At 75.0% G+C, this 15797-nt stretch carries 14 protein-coding genes; 3 read left to right on the forward strand and 11 right to left on the reverse strand.

Annotated features, from left to right (window positions below):
* The 7 genes from IE326_RS08015 to IE326_RS08045 all read right to left on the reverse strand — a co-directional run bounded on the left by IE326_RS08015 (nt 1) and on the right by IE326_RS08045 (nt 7134).
* Complete coding sequence (locus IE326_RS08015) at nt 1-1005, reverse strand: serine/threonine kinase C-terminal domain-containing protein (protein WP_229915246.1); 1005 nt, start codon at nt 1003-1005, stop codon at nt 1-3.
* 1 nt (nt 1006) lies between these two features.
* The gene (locus tag IE326_RS08020; protein WP_150230913.1) at nt 1007-1384 is read right to left on the reverse strand and encodes a hypothetical protein; all 378 of its coding nucleotides are present in this window, start codon (nt 1382-1384) and stop codon (nt 1007-1009) included.
* Nucleotides 1377-3215, reverse strand: coding sequence for an AbeC-like domain-containing protein (locus IE326_RS08025; protein ID WP_308440303.1), 1839 nt, complete (start codon nt 3213-3215; stop codon nt 1377-1379). Before IE326_RS08025 ends, IE326_RS08020 begins: the two co-directional genes overlap by 8 nt.
* A gap of 135 nt (nt 3216-3350) precedes the next feature.
* Entirely contained in the window at nt 3351-4340 is a 990-nt protein-coding gene (locus IE326_RS08030; RefSeq protein ID WP_150230911.1) for a malate dehydrogenase, read from the reverse strand.
* A 171-nt stretch (nt 4341-4511) separates the two neighbouring features.
* Nucleotides 4512-5510: a helix-turn-helix domain-containing protein gene (locus IE326_RS08035; RefSeq protein ID WP_190041167.1), complete on the reverse strand. Its 999-nt coding sequence runs from the start codon at nt 5508-5510 to the stop codon at nt 4512-4514.
* A gap of 222 nt (nt 5511-5732) precedes the next feature.
* Nucleotides 5733-6272 (reverse strand): DUF3017 domain-containing protein, encoded by a 540-nt coding sequence (locus IE326_RS08040; RefSeq protein ID WP_150230907.1) that lies wholly within the window; start codon nt 6270-6272, stop codon nt 5733-5735.
* A gap of 1 nt (nt 6273) precedes the next feature.
* Nucleotides 6274-7134, reverse strand: coding sequence for a bifunctional methylenetetrahydrofolate dehydrogenase/methenyltetrahydrofolate cyclohydrolase (locus IE326_RS08045; RefSeq protein WP_190041168.1), 861 nt, complete (start codon nt 7132-7134; stop codon nt 6274-6276).
* A 271-nt stretch (nt 7135-7405) separates the two neighbouring features.
* Between IE326_RS08045 and IE326_RS08050 the strand changes: the two genes are divergently transcribed.
* Entirely contained in the window at nt 7406-8032 is a 627-nt protein-coding gene (locus IE326_RS08050) for a hypothetical protein (protein ID WP_190041169.1), read from the forward strand.
* Nucleotides 8033-8093: 61 nt separating this feature from the next.
* Here the strand turns inward: IE326_RS08050 and IE326_RS08055 are convergent, their stop codons facing one another.
* From IE326_RS08055 to purN, 3 genes are all read right to left on the reverse strand, one after another.
* A complete protein-coding gene (locus tag IE326_RS08055; RefSeq protein WP_373310169.1) occupies nt 8094-9533 on the reverse strand; it encodes a DUF2079 domain-containing protein in 1440 nt (479 codons plus the stop codon).
* 98 nt (nt 9534-9631) lie between these two features.
* Entirely contained in the window at nt 9632-11191 is a 1560-nt protein-coding gene (gene purH, locus IE326_RS08060; RefSeq protein ID WP_150230898.1) for a bifunctional phosphoribosylaminoimidazolecarboxamide formyltransferase/IMP cyclohydrolase, read from the reverse strand.
* Entirely contained in the window at nt 11172-11801 is a 630-nt protein-coding gene (gene purN, locus IE326_RS08065) for a phosphoribosylglycinamide formyltransferase (protein WP_150230895.1), read from the reverse strand. Before purN ends, purH begins: the two co-directional genes overlap by 20 nt.
* Before the next feature lie 218 nt (nt 11802-12019).
* Between purN and IE326_RS08070 the strand changes: the two genes are divergently transcribed.
* The gene (locus tag IE326_RS08070) at nt 12020-12790 is read left to right on the forward strand and encodes a hypothetical protein (RefSeq protein WP_190041170.1); all 771 of its coding nucleotides are present in this window, start codon (nt 12020-12022) and stop codon (nt 12788-12790) included.
* On the opposite strand, the gene IE326_RS08075 is transcribed toward IE326_RS08070, so the two are convergent.
* Nucleotides 12787-14346 carry a cell division protein PerM gene (locus IE326_RS08075; protein WP_229915248.1) on the reverse strand — a complete coding sequence of 520 codons (1560 nt, stop codon included), beginning with the start codon at nt 14344-14346 and terminating at the stop codon, nt 12787-12789. The genes IE326_RS08070 and IE326_RS08075 overlap by 4 nt on opposite strands.
* 119 nt (nt 14347-14465) lie before the next feature.
* On the opposite strand from IE326_RS08075, the gene IE326_RS08080 reads away from it, so the two are divergent.
* A complete protein-coding gene (locus IE326_RS08080) occupies nt 14466-15758 on the forward strand; it encodes a helix-turn-helix domain-containing protein (RefSeq protein ID WP_190041171.1) in 1293 nt (430 codons plus the stop codon).
* The last annotated feature ends 39 nt before the right edge of the window (nt 15759-15797 follow it).

Below are 15797 nucleotides of genomic sequence, written 5' to 3' on the forward strand. Positions count from 1 at the left end.
TCAGTGGGCGCCCGGCCGGAAGAAGTCCAGGGCCACCCGCAGGTGTTCGCGCTGGAGCGGCCAGTCGCCCTCCGGCCCGGCGACCAGGACGGCGTAGTGGTTGCCGTCCGCCGCGGTGAAGGCCCGGTCGACCACCTTGCGGCGCCCGCCCTCGCGGTCGTACGCGTACACCAGCTCGGCCGCGTCGGCGGGCGCGCCGGGCTCCCCGGTGACCGGGCCGAGGCTCAGCTCCTCGTACCCCGGCTTGTCGGCCCTGCCCTGCGCGGAGGCCCCGCGCAGGGCCTCGTACGGGGTCATGCCGGCGTCCTGGATCACGAAGACCTGGACGAGGCTGTTCCCGTCGGGCGCGTGGAAGAAGACGCCCTGTTCGTTCTCGGTGCGGTTCCAGTCCTCCGGCACGGCGATCGTGAAGCCCTTGAGGTCCTCCTGGGCGCGGTAGCCGGGCGGCGGCACGTCGTCCATGGGGACGTCGGTCGCGGTGGCGGAGGACGTGTCGCCGGAGGGCGTCGGCCCCTCGCTCCCGGCCGGGGTGCCCGTCGGGTCCGGCGTGCCGGTCGGGCCGTCGGTCGGCGAGACGCTGACGGCCGGGCCGCCCGCCGCCGGGTCCGGCGCGTCGCGGCCGTCGCCCCGCCAGAGCAGCCAGCCGCCGACCGCCGCGGCCGCGACCAGGGCCGCGGCGAGACCGGCCGCGACGGCGCCGCGGGCCCGGGACCGCCCCGGCACGGCCCCGGCGACCTCGCCGAGGACGTGACCGGACCCGGCCCCGTACTCCTGGCCGTATCCCTGGCCGTGGCCGTACCCGCCCCCGTGCCCGTACCCGTCCTCCTGGCCGTGTCCGGCGCCGGGGCCCGGCGCGTACGCGGGCGGCGGCGGGGACACCGGGGCGACGGGCGGCACGGGCGGGGGCCCGGGGGGCGGCGCGCTCGCGGCGCCCCCCGGGTCCCGCTCCCAGCTCTGCGTCTCGTCGTTCCAGCGGACCGGGCCGTCTCCCCCGGGCCTGCTCAACTCAGCCGCCGAGCAGGGTGCCGAGGACCTGGCCGACGGCCACGCCGGAGGCGAGGAGGCCCGCCACGTTGCCCGCGTCGGCCAGCGACTGGCGGAGCCGGGCGAGCCGGCCGGGGCCCGCCTCGCCGGTCCGCTCGATCTCGGCCTCGGTCTCGGCGAGTTCGCCGTCGAGCGCCGCCGTCTCCTCGGTCTCGACGACCGCCCGGAGGTCGGTGCGGAAGCGGCGGACCGCCTGGAGCAGTTCCTCCTGGCGCGGGTCGCGGGGCCCGCCGCCGACGTGGACGGTGTTGGTGACGGTGTTGTCGTCGCCGATGGTGACGTTGCCCTGGGTGTTGGTGATGCGGATGCCGCGAAGCCGCTCGTCGTTCGTGTCAGTCACGGTCGCCTCCGGTCGTGTTCCTGGACTTGTTCATGGTGTTCGTGACGGTGTTGCGGTCGCCGATCACGACGTTTCCCCTGGTGTTCTCGATGAAGGTGGCGCCCTCGGCGACGTGCACGACCTTCTGCTCGAACTCGGCCGTCTCGTAGCCCGCTTCGCGCAGCGCGAGCACCACGCCGTTCGCCACCCGGTCCTGGATGCTCTTCAGGTAGCGGCTGACGTCCATCTCCTGGAAGAGGGAGGCGGTGTCGTCCGAACCCAGCTCCCGCACCGAGGCCGCCGGCCCCTCCGGGAGCGCCCGGGCGTGCCCGCCGACGGCCAGCCGCCACAGGTGCCCGACGGCGCGCGCGAGGACGCCGACCGACCGGCCGGCCGAGCGCGGGACCCGGCCGAGCGCCCAGACGGCCTTCCCGACGTGGTGGTTGTGGCGGTAGCGGTGGGCGATCCGGTCCGCCTCGCGGTAGAGCGGCCGGACCGGGCGCAGGACGTGCGGGGCCACCTCCAGCATCAGCATCCCGCCCTGGGTGTGGACGCGGACGAAGACGGTGGTGACGATCTCCTCGCCCCAGCCGCCCACCCGGATGCGCAGGAAGTGCCGGCGGGCCTCGCCGCCCTCCTCGACCGCCGCCGCGCGGTGCAGGTCGAAGCTCTCGGGGGCGTACGGGGCGGCGGTGCGGGCCAGGAGGCCGTCGACGGGCAGGAAGACGACCTCGTCGACCTCCAGCTCGCGCAGCCGGTCCCGGACGGCCGCCTGGGCCTGCGGGGAGCCGTGCGGGGACGGCACGCGCAGCGCCTCCACGAGGGGGACGACGCGGCGCAGGATGGCGCTGTTGTCGAGCGGTTCGGGGGCGTCGCCGCCGAGGTCCTTGCGGGGGCGCAGCTCGACGGAGAGCGACCACGGCTCGTACGGCTCGCCCGCCCCGCAGAAGGGGTCGTCGGTGCCGTACAGGACGAGCCGGGAGTGCTGCTCGATCCGGATCCGGTCGCGCAGCCGCCGGAAGCGGGCGCCCTCGGCGTTCTCGGCGGGGTCGGCGCGCAGGTCGCCGAAGCGGGCCCGGGACAGCTCCTGGGTGAGCGCGCGGGCGAACTGCCCCTGCTGGACCGCCACCGCCCAGGCCACGAGCAGCGGGACGGCGATCGCGACCCACGCCTCCAGGACCCCGCCTCCCGCGCCCTGCCCGATGAGCTGGAGGAACCAGGCGGGCAGGCTGCCCGGCTCGAACTCGGCGAGGAGTCCGGCCAGTCCCGTCTGGTCGTCGTGGCCGGGGAGGCTGCCGCCCCAGGAGCCGGATTCGGGGTCGAAGCCGAGGCGGGTCTCGTAGACGTAGTCGCCGCCGAAGGCCACCAGCAGGAGGAACAGGGCGGACCAGCCGCCGAGGAAGCGGCCGTACCAGCGCAGCAGGAAGGCGGGCAGCGCCCGGTAGACCGGCGGGCGGGCGGCGCGGCCCCGGATCCGGCGGGCCAGGCCGAGGACGAGGAAGGGCACGACGATGAACGCGATCAGGCCCTTGGTGAGCGGGAAGGCGACGATCCAGAGGAAGAGGACGGCGCCGGCCCAGCCGAGTTCGGTGCGGCGGGCGCGCAGCGCGTGCGCGAGGACCCGGCCGGCGTCGTGGCCGAGGGCGGGTGCGGCGAGCCGCTCCTCGTGGACGTACAGCTCGTCGACGACGGCGTCGCGGAAGGCGTCGTCGAGGTAGGTGCCGGCGCAGAGCAGCCGGGTGGCCTCGCTGGTGTGCGGCGCGGGACGGGGGACGGTCGCGGCCGGGGCGGCGGGGCCGGGCGGCCGGTCGGGCGATCCGTCGGACTGATGAGGTAAGGAAGATGGCGTCAATTTTCCCCCGTGGGCTGAACTGTGCCTGTTTCCGGCCACGTTGGACGCGAACCGATCGCACAGCATAGGGGAAAAGGGGAGCGCCCCCGACCGGTCGGCCGGGGGCGCTCCGTGCGTCCTTCAGGACGCGGGGGCTCAGATGAGGCCGAGCTCGCGGACCGCGTCGCGCTCCTCCGACAGCTCCTTGACGGAGGCGTCGATGCGGGCGCGGGAGAAGTCGTTGATCTCCAGGCCCTGGACGATCTCGTACTTGCCGTCCTTGCAGGTGACGGGGAAGGAGGAGATGAGGCCCTCGGGGACGCCGTAGGAGCCGTCCGACGGGACGCCCATGGAGGTCCAGTCGCCCTCGGCGGTGCCGTTGACCCACGTGTACACGTGGTCGATGGCGGCGTTGGCGGCCGAGGCGGCGGAGGAGGCGCCACGGGCGTCGATGATCGCGGCGCCGCGCTTGGCGACGGTCGGGATGAAGGTGTCGGCCAGCCACGCCTCGTCGTCGACGACGTCCGCGGCGTTCTTGCCGGCGATCTCCGCGTGGAAGATGTCCGGGTACTGGGTCGCGGAGTGGTTGCCCCAGATGGTGAGGCGCTTGATGTCCGTGACCGAGGAGCCGGTCTTCTGGGCCAGCTGCGTCAGCGCGCGGTTGTGGTCCAGACGGGTCATCGCGGTGAAGCGCTCGGCCGGGACGCCCTTGGCGGCCGACTGGGCGATCAGGGCGTTGGTGTTGGCCGGGTTGCCGACGACCAGGATCTTGACGTCGTCCGCGGCGTGCGCGGCGATGGCCTCGCCCTGCGGCTTGAAGATGCCGCCGTTGGCGGCGAGCAGGTCGCCGCGCTCCATGCCCGGGCCGCGCGGGCGGGCGCCCACGAGCAGGCCGATGTTGGCGCCCTCGAAGCCCTTGTTCGGGTCGTCGAAGATGTCGATGCCCTTGAGCAGCGGGAACGCGCAGTCGTCGAGCTCCATGGCGGTGCCCTCGGCGGCCTTGACGCCCTGCGGGATCTCGAGGAGGCGCAGCTTGACCGGCACGTCCGCGCCGAGCAGGTGGCCGGAGGCGATGCGGAAGAGCAGCGCGTAGCCGATCTGGCCGGCCGCGCCGGTCACGGTGACATTCACGGGAGTGCGGGTCATGGCGATCTCCGTAAGACAGCTGGCGGTGGGGTTCCCTGCCCCTGAATCTGGATATCGCTCCATGATCGATCGATGTCTCGATGTGAAGAGATATCCGGCGGTCAGGCTATCGGACCCAGGCCCCCTCGCACCCCCACCCCCTTGTGGTCCGTCTCACCTCCCGCGCCCGTTTCACTCTCCCGTGCAGCCCTCCGCCCCGTCCGAACGGGTCGCGCAGGCGCGCACGCCGCTTCCCGAGGGCACCGGGACCATCGCGGTGTACGCGTCGGTGTCGCCGTTCCCGGGGACCCGCTCGACCTGGACGGCGGTCCCCGCCTGCACGGTGACCTCGTCGCCCGCCGCCGCCCCGGTGATCCGGGCCCAGGCGGCGGCGCAGGCGGAGCTGTGCCGGACCTCGACGAGGGCGGTGCCGACGCGGACGCGGGCGACGGTGGTGGCGTGCGGGCCGCCGCAGCCCATCCGCTCCGGGTCCCGCCCGTCGCAGTCGGCCCCCGTGCACCGGACGCCGTCGGGGAGGGCGGACGGGGGCGGCGGGGCGGTGGTCGTGGAGGGCGGGGGCGGCGCGGCGGCGGGCGGCGCGGCGGACCCGCCGAGGTCGGCCAGGAGCACCGCGGCGGTGACGACGAGCCCGGCCCCGAGCACCCCGGCGGCGTAGAGCAGGGGGGAGCCCCGGCGGCGGCGCCCGGGGCTGGGAGCGGAGATGGGTGCGGGGGTGGGAGAGGGAGCCGGGGCCGGGGTCGGGGGGACGACCTTGCGGATGCGGAGGGTCCGCTCGGCGGCCGGTACGCCCTCCGGGGCCCGGGGCCGGTCCCGTACGTCCTCCGGGGCCCGCACGGCCACCGGATCCCGTACCGGCTCCGCCCCCGCCCCCGTTCCCGGCTCCGGCTCGGGCGGCTGCGGGGGCCGTTTCCAGGCGCGGTCGGCGTGTTCCCAGTGGGCGGTGAGGGAGCCGAGGTCGGCGCCGGTGGCGTCGGCGAGGGCGACGACGGCGGCACGCGGGACGGGCCGCTGGGCGTTCAGGTAGGCGTCCCAGTCGGCGCGGCCGCCCCCGGCGCGGTCGGCGACGGCGTCGACGCCGAGTCCGCTGCGCTCGACGAGCAGCCGCAGCCGTTCCGTGAACGTCCGTACGTCCGGATCGAGTTCGTCGGGCAGCGACCTCCACGCCGACATGCGCACCCCCTCGTCGAAGTTCCTCGAAGGATGGCAGTTCCGGCGGGCGAGCGGGACCCCGGGCCGGGTGGCCGGATGTAGCGGAATGGTCACCTCCGTGCCACAGCGACCGGCCTCAACTTGCCCTTCGTTGGCACGTACATGACCCTTGATCACGACGGCGCCCGCCCTCCCACGGGGGAGAGGGCGGGCGCCGTCGCACGTCAGGGGCCGGAGAACGCCTCAGGTCACCGTCAGGTGGAGGATGTCCTCCAGGAACGGGATCCGGAGCCAGGGCCTCGGCTGCACCATGAGGGCGAGCAGCACGATCAGCGAGCCCATCACCCCGTACGTCGCCATGTCGGTGAAGCGCGAGCGGACCGCGAGCATGCCCACCGAGGGCAGCAGCCGGCGGAGCACCGCGCCCAGCAGCAGCGCGGCGCCGACCAGCATCGTCCCGACCCGGAAGGACTGTTCGAAGGGGTCGGTCCCCACCACGAGCAGCCCCACCGCGGCCGTGCCGAGCACGAAGAGCAGCGGCCACTGGCGGGCGGGCGCCGGGGCGTCGCCGGCCGCCGCCCGGCCGCCGCCCTCGGGCCGGGCCGTGTCGGTGGTGACGGTCGGCGGCCGGCGCGAACCCCGCACCCGGCGGACCTTCGACACCCGGCCGCGGCCGACCTCGACCGGCCCGCCGGAGCGGCCCGCGGGGCCGGTCTCCGCGGCGGAGCCGGGCCCCCTCGGGCCGTCGGGGGTCCCGGGGCGTCCCGGGGTCCCCGAGGTCATCTCAGAGCGCCGCGGCCGCGCGCTCCGCGGCCTCGACGACGTTGACGAGCAGCTGCGCGCGGGTCATCGGGCCCACGCCGCCGGGGTTCGGGGAGATCCAGGCGGCCACCTCGGCGACGTCCGGGTGCACGTCGCCGAGGATCTTGCCCTCGGCGTTGCGCGAGACGCCGACGTCGAGGACGGCCGCGCCCGGCTTCACGTCCTCCGGCTTGATCAGGTGCGGCACGCCGGCGGCGGCCACGATGATGTCGGCGTTGCGCAGGTGGGCCGAGAGGTCCCGGGTGCCGGTGTGGCACTGGGTCACGGTGGCGTTCTCGGAGCGGCGGGTCAGGAGGAGCGGCATCGTGCGGCCGATGGTGACGCCGCGGCCGACGACGACGACCTCGGCGCCCTTGATCTCCACGCCGTGGGCGCGCAGCAGGCTGATCACGCCGTTGGGGGTGCAGGGCAGCGGGGCGGGCTCGTTGAGGACGAGCCGGCCGAGGTTGGTCGGGTGCAGGCCGTCGGCGTCCTTCGCCGGGTCCATCAGCTCCAGGACGCGGTTCTCGTCGATGCCCCTGGGCAGCGGGAGCTGGACGATGTACCCGGTGCAGGACGGGTCCTCGTTGAGCTCGCGGACGACCGCCTCGATCTCCTCCTGGGTGGCGGTGGCGGGCAGTTCGCGCTGGATGGAGGCGATGCCGACCTGCGCGCAGTCGCGGTGCTTGCCCGCCACGTACTTCTGGCTGGCCGGGTCGTCGCCGACCAGGACGGTACCGAGACCGGGCGTGACGCCCTTCTCCTTGAGGGCCGCCACGCGGACGGTCAGGTCGGACTTGATCGCGGCGGCGGTGGCCTTGCCATCGAGAATCTGGGCGCTCATGGGGACATCTTCTCGGATGACCCCTGCCTTCTCCCAATTCGGCCCCGAGCGGACCCCGCACGGGCTCCCGGCGGGCCTCCGGCGGCGGGACGAAGGATTGCACTTGCACAACTCCGGCGCGTATCGACTGGACAACACCTCGCGGCTGCGACGACGATTGCCGTCGCAGTGCCGCGGAAAGTGCCGGGGGGAGTCCGCTCACATGCCGTGAAAGTTCCTCCGCGCGGGCCGCGTCGTCCCCGCACGAGAACATTCACGGAGGAAAGCCCCGATGAGCTTCGGCGACCCGAACAACCCCTACGGCCAGCCGCCGCAGGGCCAGCAGCCGGGCTACGGCTACCCGCAGGCCCCCCAGGGCGTCCCCCCGCAGGGCGGCTACGGCTACCCGGCCGCCCCGTCGCCGTACGGCGCGTACCCGGGCGGTCCGAACCAGATCCCGCAGACGATGCCGGGCCTGCTGACGACGGCGCGGGTCTTCCTGTACCTGATCTCGGCGGTGCAGATCATCGGCGGCCTCTTCTGGCTGTACCTCGGGGCCGTCGCCAGCGACGCCTCGGACCTGTCGTCCACGTACGGCGAGGACAACCCCTTCGAGTCGATGGCCTCGGCCGCCGCGGGCGTCCTCATCGTCATCGGCCTGATCTTCCTGGGCCTCGCCACGCTGTCGATCATGCTCGGCGTGAAGTTCGGCAGCGGCCGCCAGGGCGTCCGCGTCACGACCATCGTGTACGGCGCCCTCGGCACCCTCTTCGGCGCGGTCTACCTCTTCATGGCGATCGACGTCGGCCTCGTCTCGGCGATGATCTTCCCGCTGATCTGGGTGGTCTTCGGCGTGATCATCACGATCGCCCCCGCCGTGTCCAGCGGCAGCGCCTGGTTCGCCCGCCCGCGCTACTGACCGGCGCGGCACGCCGAAGGGGCCCGGTTCCTCCTGGAACCGGGCCCCTTCGGCGTATCCGCTACTTCTTCCTGAGCACCGCGAAGCCGTCCGAGCGGTGGACGATCTCGTACGCCGCCTCCGGGTGCAGCTGCGTGGCCGTCACCGCCGGGTCGGAGGTCTGTCCGGACCAGCCGCGCAGGTCGAGCGCGAGGTAGTCGGGGGTGGCGCCCTTCGCCGTGCCGACCCAGTAGACCCGGTGGTCGGCGGTGAGGTGGGCGAGGAGCGGCACGTCGGCCTCGACGGAGGCGCCCCCGGGGACGGCCGCGACGGCCGCGCGGGCCTGTTCGGCGCGGACGTCGTGGGCGTACGTCTCCGGCTTGAGGAGGTCGCGCAGCGGGAGGTTCACGGCGAGGGTCAGGGCGACGGCCGTGGCGGCGGCGACGGCGACCCCGCCGTACGCGGCGAGCCAGGGGCGCGGCGAGGTGCGGGCCGCGCGGACGCCGTCGACCAGGGCCAGGAAGACGACCGGCATCAGGACGGCGCTGTAGTGCCAGTGCAGGCCCCAGTGGTTGGGGTCCTGGGAGACGAAGCGCCAGCCGAGGGTGGGCAGGACGAGCAGCACCAGCGGGGAGCGCAGTGCGAGGAAGCCGGTGACCGCGAGGACGTAGAGGACCATCTCCCAGCGCTCGCCGGAGGAGAGGGCGTCGGCGGCGATCTGGCCGAGGGAGGTCTCGGCGCCCGTGCCGGTCTTCTCGACCTTGGCCCAGTAGTCGTACTGGCCGAGCTTGCTGGCGGCCGGGATGAGGACGAGGACGGTGAGCGCGAAGGCGGCGACGCCGAAGCCCGCGAGGGCCGCGCCGAGCTTCTTCTGTCCCTTGACGGCGAGGACGACGCCGACCATGGCGACGGTGAGCCCCATGTCCTCCTTGACGAGGACGAGCGGCACGGACCAGGCGACGGCGGCGGTCCAGCGGCCGAGGAGCAGCGCCCGGCAGGTGAGGGCGAGCAGCGGGACGGCGAAGGCGATCTCGTGGAAGTCGGACTTCACGGCCTCCTGGAGGCCCCAGGAGAGTCCGTAGGCGACGGTGAGGGCGAGGCCCGCGGCCCGGCTGCCGAGGACCTGCTGGGCGGTGCGGCCGACGATCACGGCGGAGCCGGCGAAGAGCGCGGCCTGCGCGAAGAGCAGGGAGACCGGCGAGGGCCAGATCCAGTAGAGCGGCGCGAGGAGCGCCGTCACCGGGCTGAAGTGGTCGCCGAGTATGGGGAAGCCCGGGCCCTTGATGTCGGCGACCGGGACCCGGAACTCGGCGTAGGAGCGGACGGCCTGCCCGAAGATGCCGAGGTCCCAGGAGGGGGTGCGGAAGTGGTCGTACTGCACCCAGGAGTAGAGGAAGTACGCGGCGGTGAGGGCGACCGCGATCAGCGCGTACGGGAGGTACGGGACGGGCGCGGCGGCGGTGTCCGCCGCGGGCCGCTCGTCGGCGGGGTCCGCCGGCGGTCTGTTCAGTACGTCCAACACCACGTCTCCACTACTGCCGGCCGGGCCAGGGCCCGTCCATTAGACCAGAGACGACTGTGGGGCCCTCCGGAAGCGGAGGGCCCCGCAGTCGCGTCCCGTCAGTGGAAGAAGTGGCGGGTGCCGGTGAAGTACATCGTCACGCCGGCCTTCTTCGCGGCCTCGACGACGAGCTCGTCGCGCATCGAGCCGCCGGGCTGGACGACCGCCTTCACGCCGGCCGCGGTGAGGATCTCCAGGCCGTCGGGGAAGGGGAAGAAGGCGTCGGAGGCGGCGTACGAGCCGCGGGCGCGCTCCTCGCCGGCCCGCTCGACGGCGAGCTTGGCGGAGTCGACGCGGTTGACCTGGCCCATGCCGACGCCGACGGAGGCGCCGTCCTTGGCGAGCAGGATGGCGTTGGACTTGACCGCGCGGCACGCCTTCCAGGCGAAGGCCAGCTCGGCGAGCTCCTCGGCGCTCAGGGCCTCGCCGGTGGCGAGGGTCCAGTGCGCCGGGTCGTCGCCCTCGGCCTGGAGGCGGTCGGTGACCTGGAGCAGGGCGCCGCCGTCGACGGGCTTGACCTCGACCGGGTTGCTCGGGGCGCCCTCGGCCCGGAGCACGCGGATGTTCTTCTTCTTGGCGAGGACCTCGACGGCCCCGTCCTCGTACGCCGGGGCGACGATGACCTCGGTGAAGATCTCGGCGACCTGCTCGGCCATCTCGACCGAGACCGGACGGTTGACGGCGATGACGCCGCCGAAGGCGGAGAGCGGGTCGCAGGCGTGGGCCTTGCGGTGGGCCTCGGCGACGTCGGCGCCGACCGCGATGCCGCACGGGTTGGCGTGCTTGATGATCGCGACGCAGGGCTCGGCGTGGTCGTAGGCGGCGCGGCGCGCGGCGTCGGTGTCCGTGTAGTTGTTGTAGGACATCTCCTTGCCGTGCAGCTGCTCGGCCTCGGCGAGGCCGCCCGTGCCGTCGACGTACAGCGCGGCGCCCTGGTGCGGGTTCTCGCCGTAGCGCAGGACGTTCTTGCGGGCGTAGGTGGCGCCCAGGAAGTCGGGGAAACCGGAGTCGTCGGCGGCGGCGTAGTCGTCGGCGAACCAGGAGGCCACGGCCACGTCGTAGGCGGCGGTGTGCTGGAACGCCTCGGCGGCGAGCCGCTTGCGGGCGGTCAGGTCGAAGCCGCCGGCCTGGACGGCGGCGAGGACGTCCGCGTACCGCTCGGGGCTGGTGACGATCGCGACCGACGGGTGGTTCTTGGCGGCGGCGCGGACCATCGACGGGCCGCCGATGTCGATCTGCTCGACGCACTCGTCCGGGGTGGCGCCGGAGGCGACGGTCTCGCGGAACGGGTACAGGTTCACGACGACCAGGTCGAAGGGCTCGACGCCCAGCTCGGCGAGCTGCTCGCGGTGCGACTCCAGGCGCAGGTCGGCGAGGATGCCGGCGTGCACGCGCGGGTGCAGCGTCTTGACGCGGCCGTCCAGGCACTCGGGGAAGCCGGTCAGCTCCTCGACCTTGGTGACCGGGACGCCGGCGGCGGCGATCTTCCCGGCGGTGGAGCCGGTGGAGACGAGCTCGACACCGGCCTCGTGCAGACCGCGCGCCAGCTCCTCCAGACCGGTCTTGTCGTAGACGCTGACCAGCGCGCGGCGGATGGGCTTAACGGTGTCCGTGTTCACCGATCTGAACCTTTCGTCCCTCAATGCGGTAGCCGTGCCGGGCGAGGCGCCCCACGACGTCGACGAGCAGCGAGCGCTCGACTTCCTTGATGCGCTCGTGCAGAGCGGCTTCATCGTCCGACTCCCGCACCTCGACCGCGCCCTGGGCGATGATCGGGCCGGTGTCGACGCCGTCGTCGACGAAGTGGACGGTGCACCCGGTGACCTTCACGCCGTGGGCGAGCGCGTCGCGCACCCCGTGGGCACCGGGAAAACTGGGGAGGAGCGCCGGGTGGGTGTTGACGACCCGGCCGCCGAAGCGGGCGAGGAACTCCTTGCCGAGGATCTTCATGAACCCGGCGGAGACCACGAGGTCCGGCTCGTGCGCGGCGGTGGCCTCGGTCAGCGCGCGGTCCCACTCCTCGCGGGTCGCGTGGTCCTTCACCCGGCAGACGAAGGTGGGGATCCCGGCGCGCTCGGCGCGCTCCAGGCCGGCGATCGCGTCGCGGTCGGCGCCGACGGCGACGATCTCGGCGCCGTAGCCCCCGGCGTCGGCGGCGATGCCGTCGAGGAGGGCCTGGAGGTTGGTGCCGGAGCCGGAGACCAGGACGACAAGGCGGGCGGCGGCCACAGGGTCACTCTTTCCGTGGTGTTTGTGCGGTCCTACGAACGAATCGTGCCCGTCGATACGGGGAACCCTACGAACGGCTCGACCGTCAGCAACGATACCGGCACACCGGACGGCCCCCACGGGACGGGGGCGGGGCAGGGGGGTAGCGTCAGGGTCCGACGCCGGTGTGCCACCCGGTGCGACGACGGTCACGACGACAGAGGGAAGACGTCCAGCAGATGCCGGATCGCCAGTCCACGAACGACAACAACCCGTTCGCTCCCCCGCCCGAGGGCAAGCCCGACCAGCCGTGGCAGCCGCGCCGGCCGGAGGGTTCGGACGGCCCCGAGGGCCCGTCGGGCTCGTCGGGCTCGTCGGAGGGGGGCTCCGGCGATCCGTCGTCGCCCGTGACGGGCTCGGCCGACGGGCGCTGGAGCCCGCGCCAGCCGGGCCGTTCGTCGGACGGCTTCGGGCGGGGGCCCGAGCGGCAGGGCGGCCAGGGCGGCGGCCAGGGCGGCTCCGGCGGCTCCGGCGGCTCCGGCCCCGAGCGTCCCGGGCTGCGGTGGGACCCCACGGACCCGGCCCAGCGGCGTGCGCGGTACGCGGTCCTCGGCGGCATGTGGGCCTTCTTCTTCGCGATCTTCGACATCCCGGAGCTGGCCCTGCTGCTCGGCGCCCTGGCGCTGTACTGGGCGGTCAGCTCGCTGCGCGCGAAGCCGAAGGCGCCGGCCGAGGTGTCGCCGGAATCACAGGACGCGTCCCAGCCCTCGGGACGGCCGTCCACCGCGCCGGGCGTCCCGAGCCCGGCCCGCTCGATGCGGACGGCGGCGATCAGCGGTCTGGTGGCCTCCGTCGTGGCCCTGCTGATCGTGGGCTTCGGCTTCACGATGCAGCTGGTCTACAAGGACTTCTACGAGTGCCGGGACGACGCCCTCACGCACGCGGGCGAACTGGCCTGCAACGACCTGCTGCCGAAGCCGCTGCGGGACGGGTTCGGGGTGCGGGACTAGGGGGTGCCCTCCCCGCCGTCCTGCTTCCCCTCGGCCCTCCCCGCGGCCTTCTCCTCCGTCTTCCCCTCCGCCTTCCGCGCGGCCCCTTCCGCCCCCGCCGTCTCCGACGGCCGGGGCGGTTCGGCTTCCGGGGCCGGAGGGGAGGTCGGGGCCGGGGCCGGGGCCGGGGTCCTCTCCCAGGAGGCGGGGAGGTAGTCGTACGGCTCGTAGCCCTCGTCGTCGTCCAGGGAGAAGTCGAAGCCGATGCCCAGGGGGTCCCGGGGGTCCGGGACCGCCGTCCCCTCCGGGGCCGCCTGCGCACCCGGCGCCTCCTGCGCCTTCGGGGGCTTCTGGGCCTTCGGGGGCTTCGGCGGCCGGGGAAGCTTCGGGCGGGGCACCCGGCGGCCCCAGGCCCGTACCGTCAGCGCCACGGGCAGGCCGACGGCCGCCGCCCACAGCACCGCCGCCGCGCCCGCCTGCCACCACACCGGGCCGAAGGCGCGCAGCCGGTCCGCGCCCAGCGGGCCGCCGGCCGCGCCCGCCAGGAGGGCGACCGCCACCCCGCAGGCCCCGGCCGCGCCGAGGGCCGCGAGCACCGTCCCTCGGGCCGGTCCCGTACCGGTGGAGCGGCCCACCGAGCGGCCGAGGGCCAGCGCCGCCACCAGCGGCACGGCCGCCGCCGCCCACTGCGGCCAGCCGCCGGGCCCCTCCGGGGGCAGGGCCGCGAGCAGCGGGAAGGGCGGCACGGCGGGGTCGCCGGCGAGCCCCAGCGGGGTGGCGAGCGCGCCCGTGCCGAGGGCGAAGCCGGGCCCGAGGCCGTACGCCGCGCCCCAGACCGCCGCGTTCGGCAGCAGCGCGAGGAGGAGGAGCGCCAGCGCCACCCGACCGGACCACTCCCCCGCGATTCCCTCGTACGAGGCGCGGACCGCGCCCGCGCGCCAGACGAGCGCCGTCCCGGCCAGCACCGTCCCGCCCGCGAGCAGCACCGCGAGGCCCGCGCCCGCCCCGCGCAGCGCGGCGGCGGTCTCCGCCCGGCCCGGCAGCGGCCTGCCGAGCGCCGTCCAGATCCCGGCGCCCGCCGCGCCGAGGACCACGCCCGGCAGCCACAGCCCGGCGGTGACCAGGTCGGCGGGGAGCGGTCCGCTCTCGCTGTAGACCACGATCACGGCCGCGACCAGCAGATATCCCCCGGCGACCGCGCCGAGTGCGCCCGCCGGGGAGGGCCGGGGGCTCGTCTCGTCGGCCGGGTCGAGGGTGGAGCGGGCCGTCCGGAAGACCAGCCAGACGGGCAGCGCGGCCAGCAGCAGCGGCACGATCCCCAGCGGCGCGGGCACCCCGCCGAGGGTGTCGGTGCGGACGAGGTCGACGCCGTGGGCGAGGAGCCACAGCCCGGCCGCGAGGTGGAGGGCTCCGCCGGCGCCGCCGTCGGGGAACGGCGAGCTGATCCAGGCGGCGATCACCAGGACGGCGAGCGCGCCGGCGCCGAGCCCGGCGGCGAGCCCGCCGCGGACGCAGGCGGTGGCGAACGCGGCGGAACGCCCGCTCTGGACCAGGGAGTGCTCGGTCAGGTGGGTCACGGGGCCATGCTGCCAACGACACGCGCTTTCGCGGCGTAACAGGCAAACATCCGTTGTGTCGCTCAAGATACGTTTATGTACTTTTCCGCCCAGAGGTGCGCCGCGGGAGGTCGACGTCGATGAGCCAGACGAGCCGGGGCGGCGACACCGCGCCCCCCTCCACCGCCACCGCGCTGCCGACGCCGAAGGAGCGGCGCCGGCTGCGCGAGGCACTCTCCCTGAGCGAGGAGCAGGTCGCCGAGGTCATGGGCGTCACGAAGGCCACGGTCAAGGCGTGGGAGACCGGCCGCTCGGCCCCCCGGGGCCGCAAGCGCGAGGCGTACGTCAAGCTGCTCCGCACCGGACCCGAGCCCTCGGCGGCTCCGGAGACCCCTGCGGCCCCTGCGCCCCCCGTGTCCCCCGAGGCGAGTGCGAACGTCGGGAAGCCGACCCCCTCGCCCTCCGGGAACGTGCGGCCCAAGGCCGCCGCCAAGGGGGCCGCCCGGCCCCCGAAGACCCCCGTCCGGCCGCCCGAGGAGCGGCTGAAACCGGCGCCGGAGGAACAGGAGACCGGGCCCGCGCCCGTGTCCGCACCCGTACCGGAGCCCGAGCCGCCGGCCGCGGCCGGGCCGGGGCTCACGCCCGAGGAGGCGTTCGACGCGCTCTACGCGCACGCCTCCCCCGGCCTCGTCCACCAGGCGTACCTGCTGACCGGGCGCCGGGCGCTCTCCCGGGAGGCCGTCGAGCACGCCTTCCACCACGCCTGGGAGCACTGGCCCGAGGTGGCCGTGGACGCCGACCCGGTGGGCTGGGTGCGGGCGGCGGCGTACGAGTACGCCCTCTCGCCCTGGCACCGGCTGCGCCGCGCCCACAAGCACCCCGACGCCCCGCCGGCCGAGGCCGGGCGGCGGGCGCTCCTCGGGGCGCTGCTCGACCTGCCGGCCCCGTACCGCCGCACCGTCCTGCTCTACGACGGCCTCGGGCTCGACCTGCCCGAGACGGCCGCCGAGACGGAGGCGAGCACCCCGGCCGCCGCCAACCGGCTGCTGTACGCCCGCACGGTGATCGGCGAGCGGGTGCCGGAGCTGGCCGACGCCGAGGCGCTCCGGCAGCGGCTGGGCACGCTCGTCGCGGAGGCCCCGACGGCGACGCTCCCGGCCGCGCGCGCGGTCCGGGGCGGCAGCGAGCGGCGGGCCCGGCGGATGACCCGGGCGGTGGTCGGGGCGACGGCGGTGCTGATCTGCGTCACGGCCCTGACGGCGGCGACGGCGCCGACCCGCTACATCCCCGAGGTCGCGCCCGGCCAGACCGTGAACGGCGTCCCGGTGCGCGGCGGCCCGCAGAAGCTCGGCGAGGAGGACGTGGAACTGCGCGACATGCTGCGGTCCCGGCCCAACCCGGGGCCGGAGCGGCTGGTCCCGGCGGCCGAGTAGCCGCCCCGCGCACGCGAGTGGGCCCCGCCCCCGCCCGGT

This window comes from Streptomyces filamentosus, assembly GCF_014654895.1.
Taxonomy (GTDB): Bacteria; Actinomycetota; Actinomycetes; order Streptomycetales; family Streptomycetaceae; genus Streptomyces; species Streptomyces filamentosus.

Coding starts and splice junctions, on each gene's coding strand:
- IE326_RS08070 (WP_190041170.1), top strand. CDS start 12,020: ATGCCGGATCGCCAGTCCACGAACGACAACAACCCGTTCGCTCCCCCG.
- IE326_RS08050 (WP_190041169.1), top strand. CDS start 7,406: ATGAGCTTCGGCGACCCGAACAACCCCTACGGCCAGCCGCCGCAGGGC.
- IE326_RS08045 (WP_190041168.1), bottom strand. CDS start 7,134: ATGAGCGCCCAGATTCTCGATGGCAAGGCCACCGCCGCCGCGATCAAG.
- IE326_RS08035 (WP_190041167.1), bottom strand. CDS start 5,510: ATGTCGGCGTGGAGGTCGCTGCCCGACGAACTCGATCCGGACGTACGG.
- IE326_RS08040 (WP_150230907.1), bottom strand. CDS start 6,272: ATGACCTCGGGGACCCCGGGACGCCCCGGGACCCCCGACGGCCCGAGG.
- IE326_RS08080 (WP_190041171.1), top strand. CDS start 14,466: ATGAGCCAGACGAGCCGGGGCGGCGACACCGCGCCCCCCTCCACCGCC.
- IE326_RS08030 (WP_150230911.1), bottom strand. CDS start 4,340: ATGACCCGCACTCCCGTGAATGTCACCGTGACCGGCGCGGCCGGCCAG.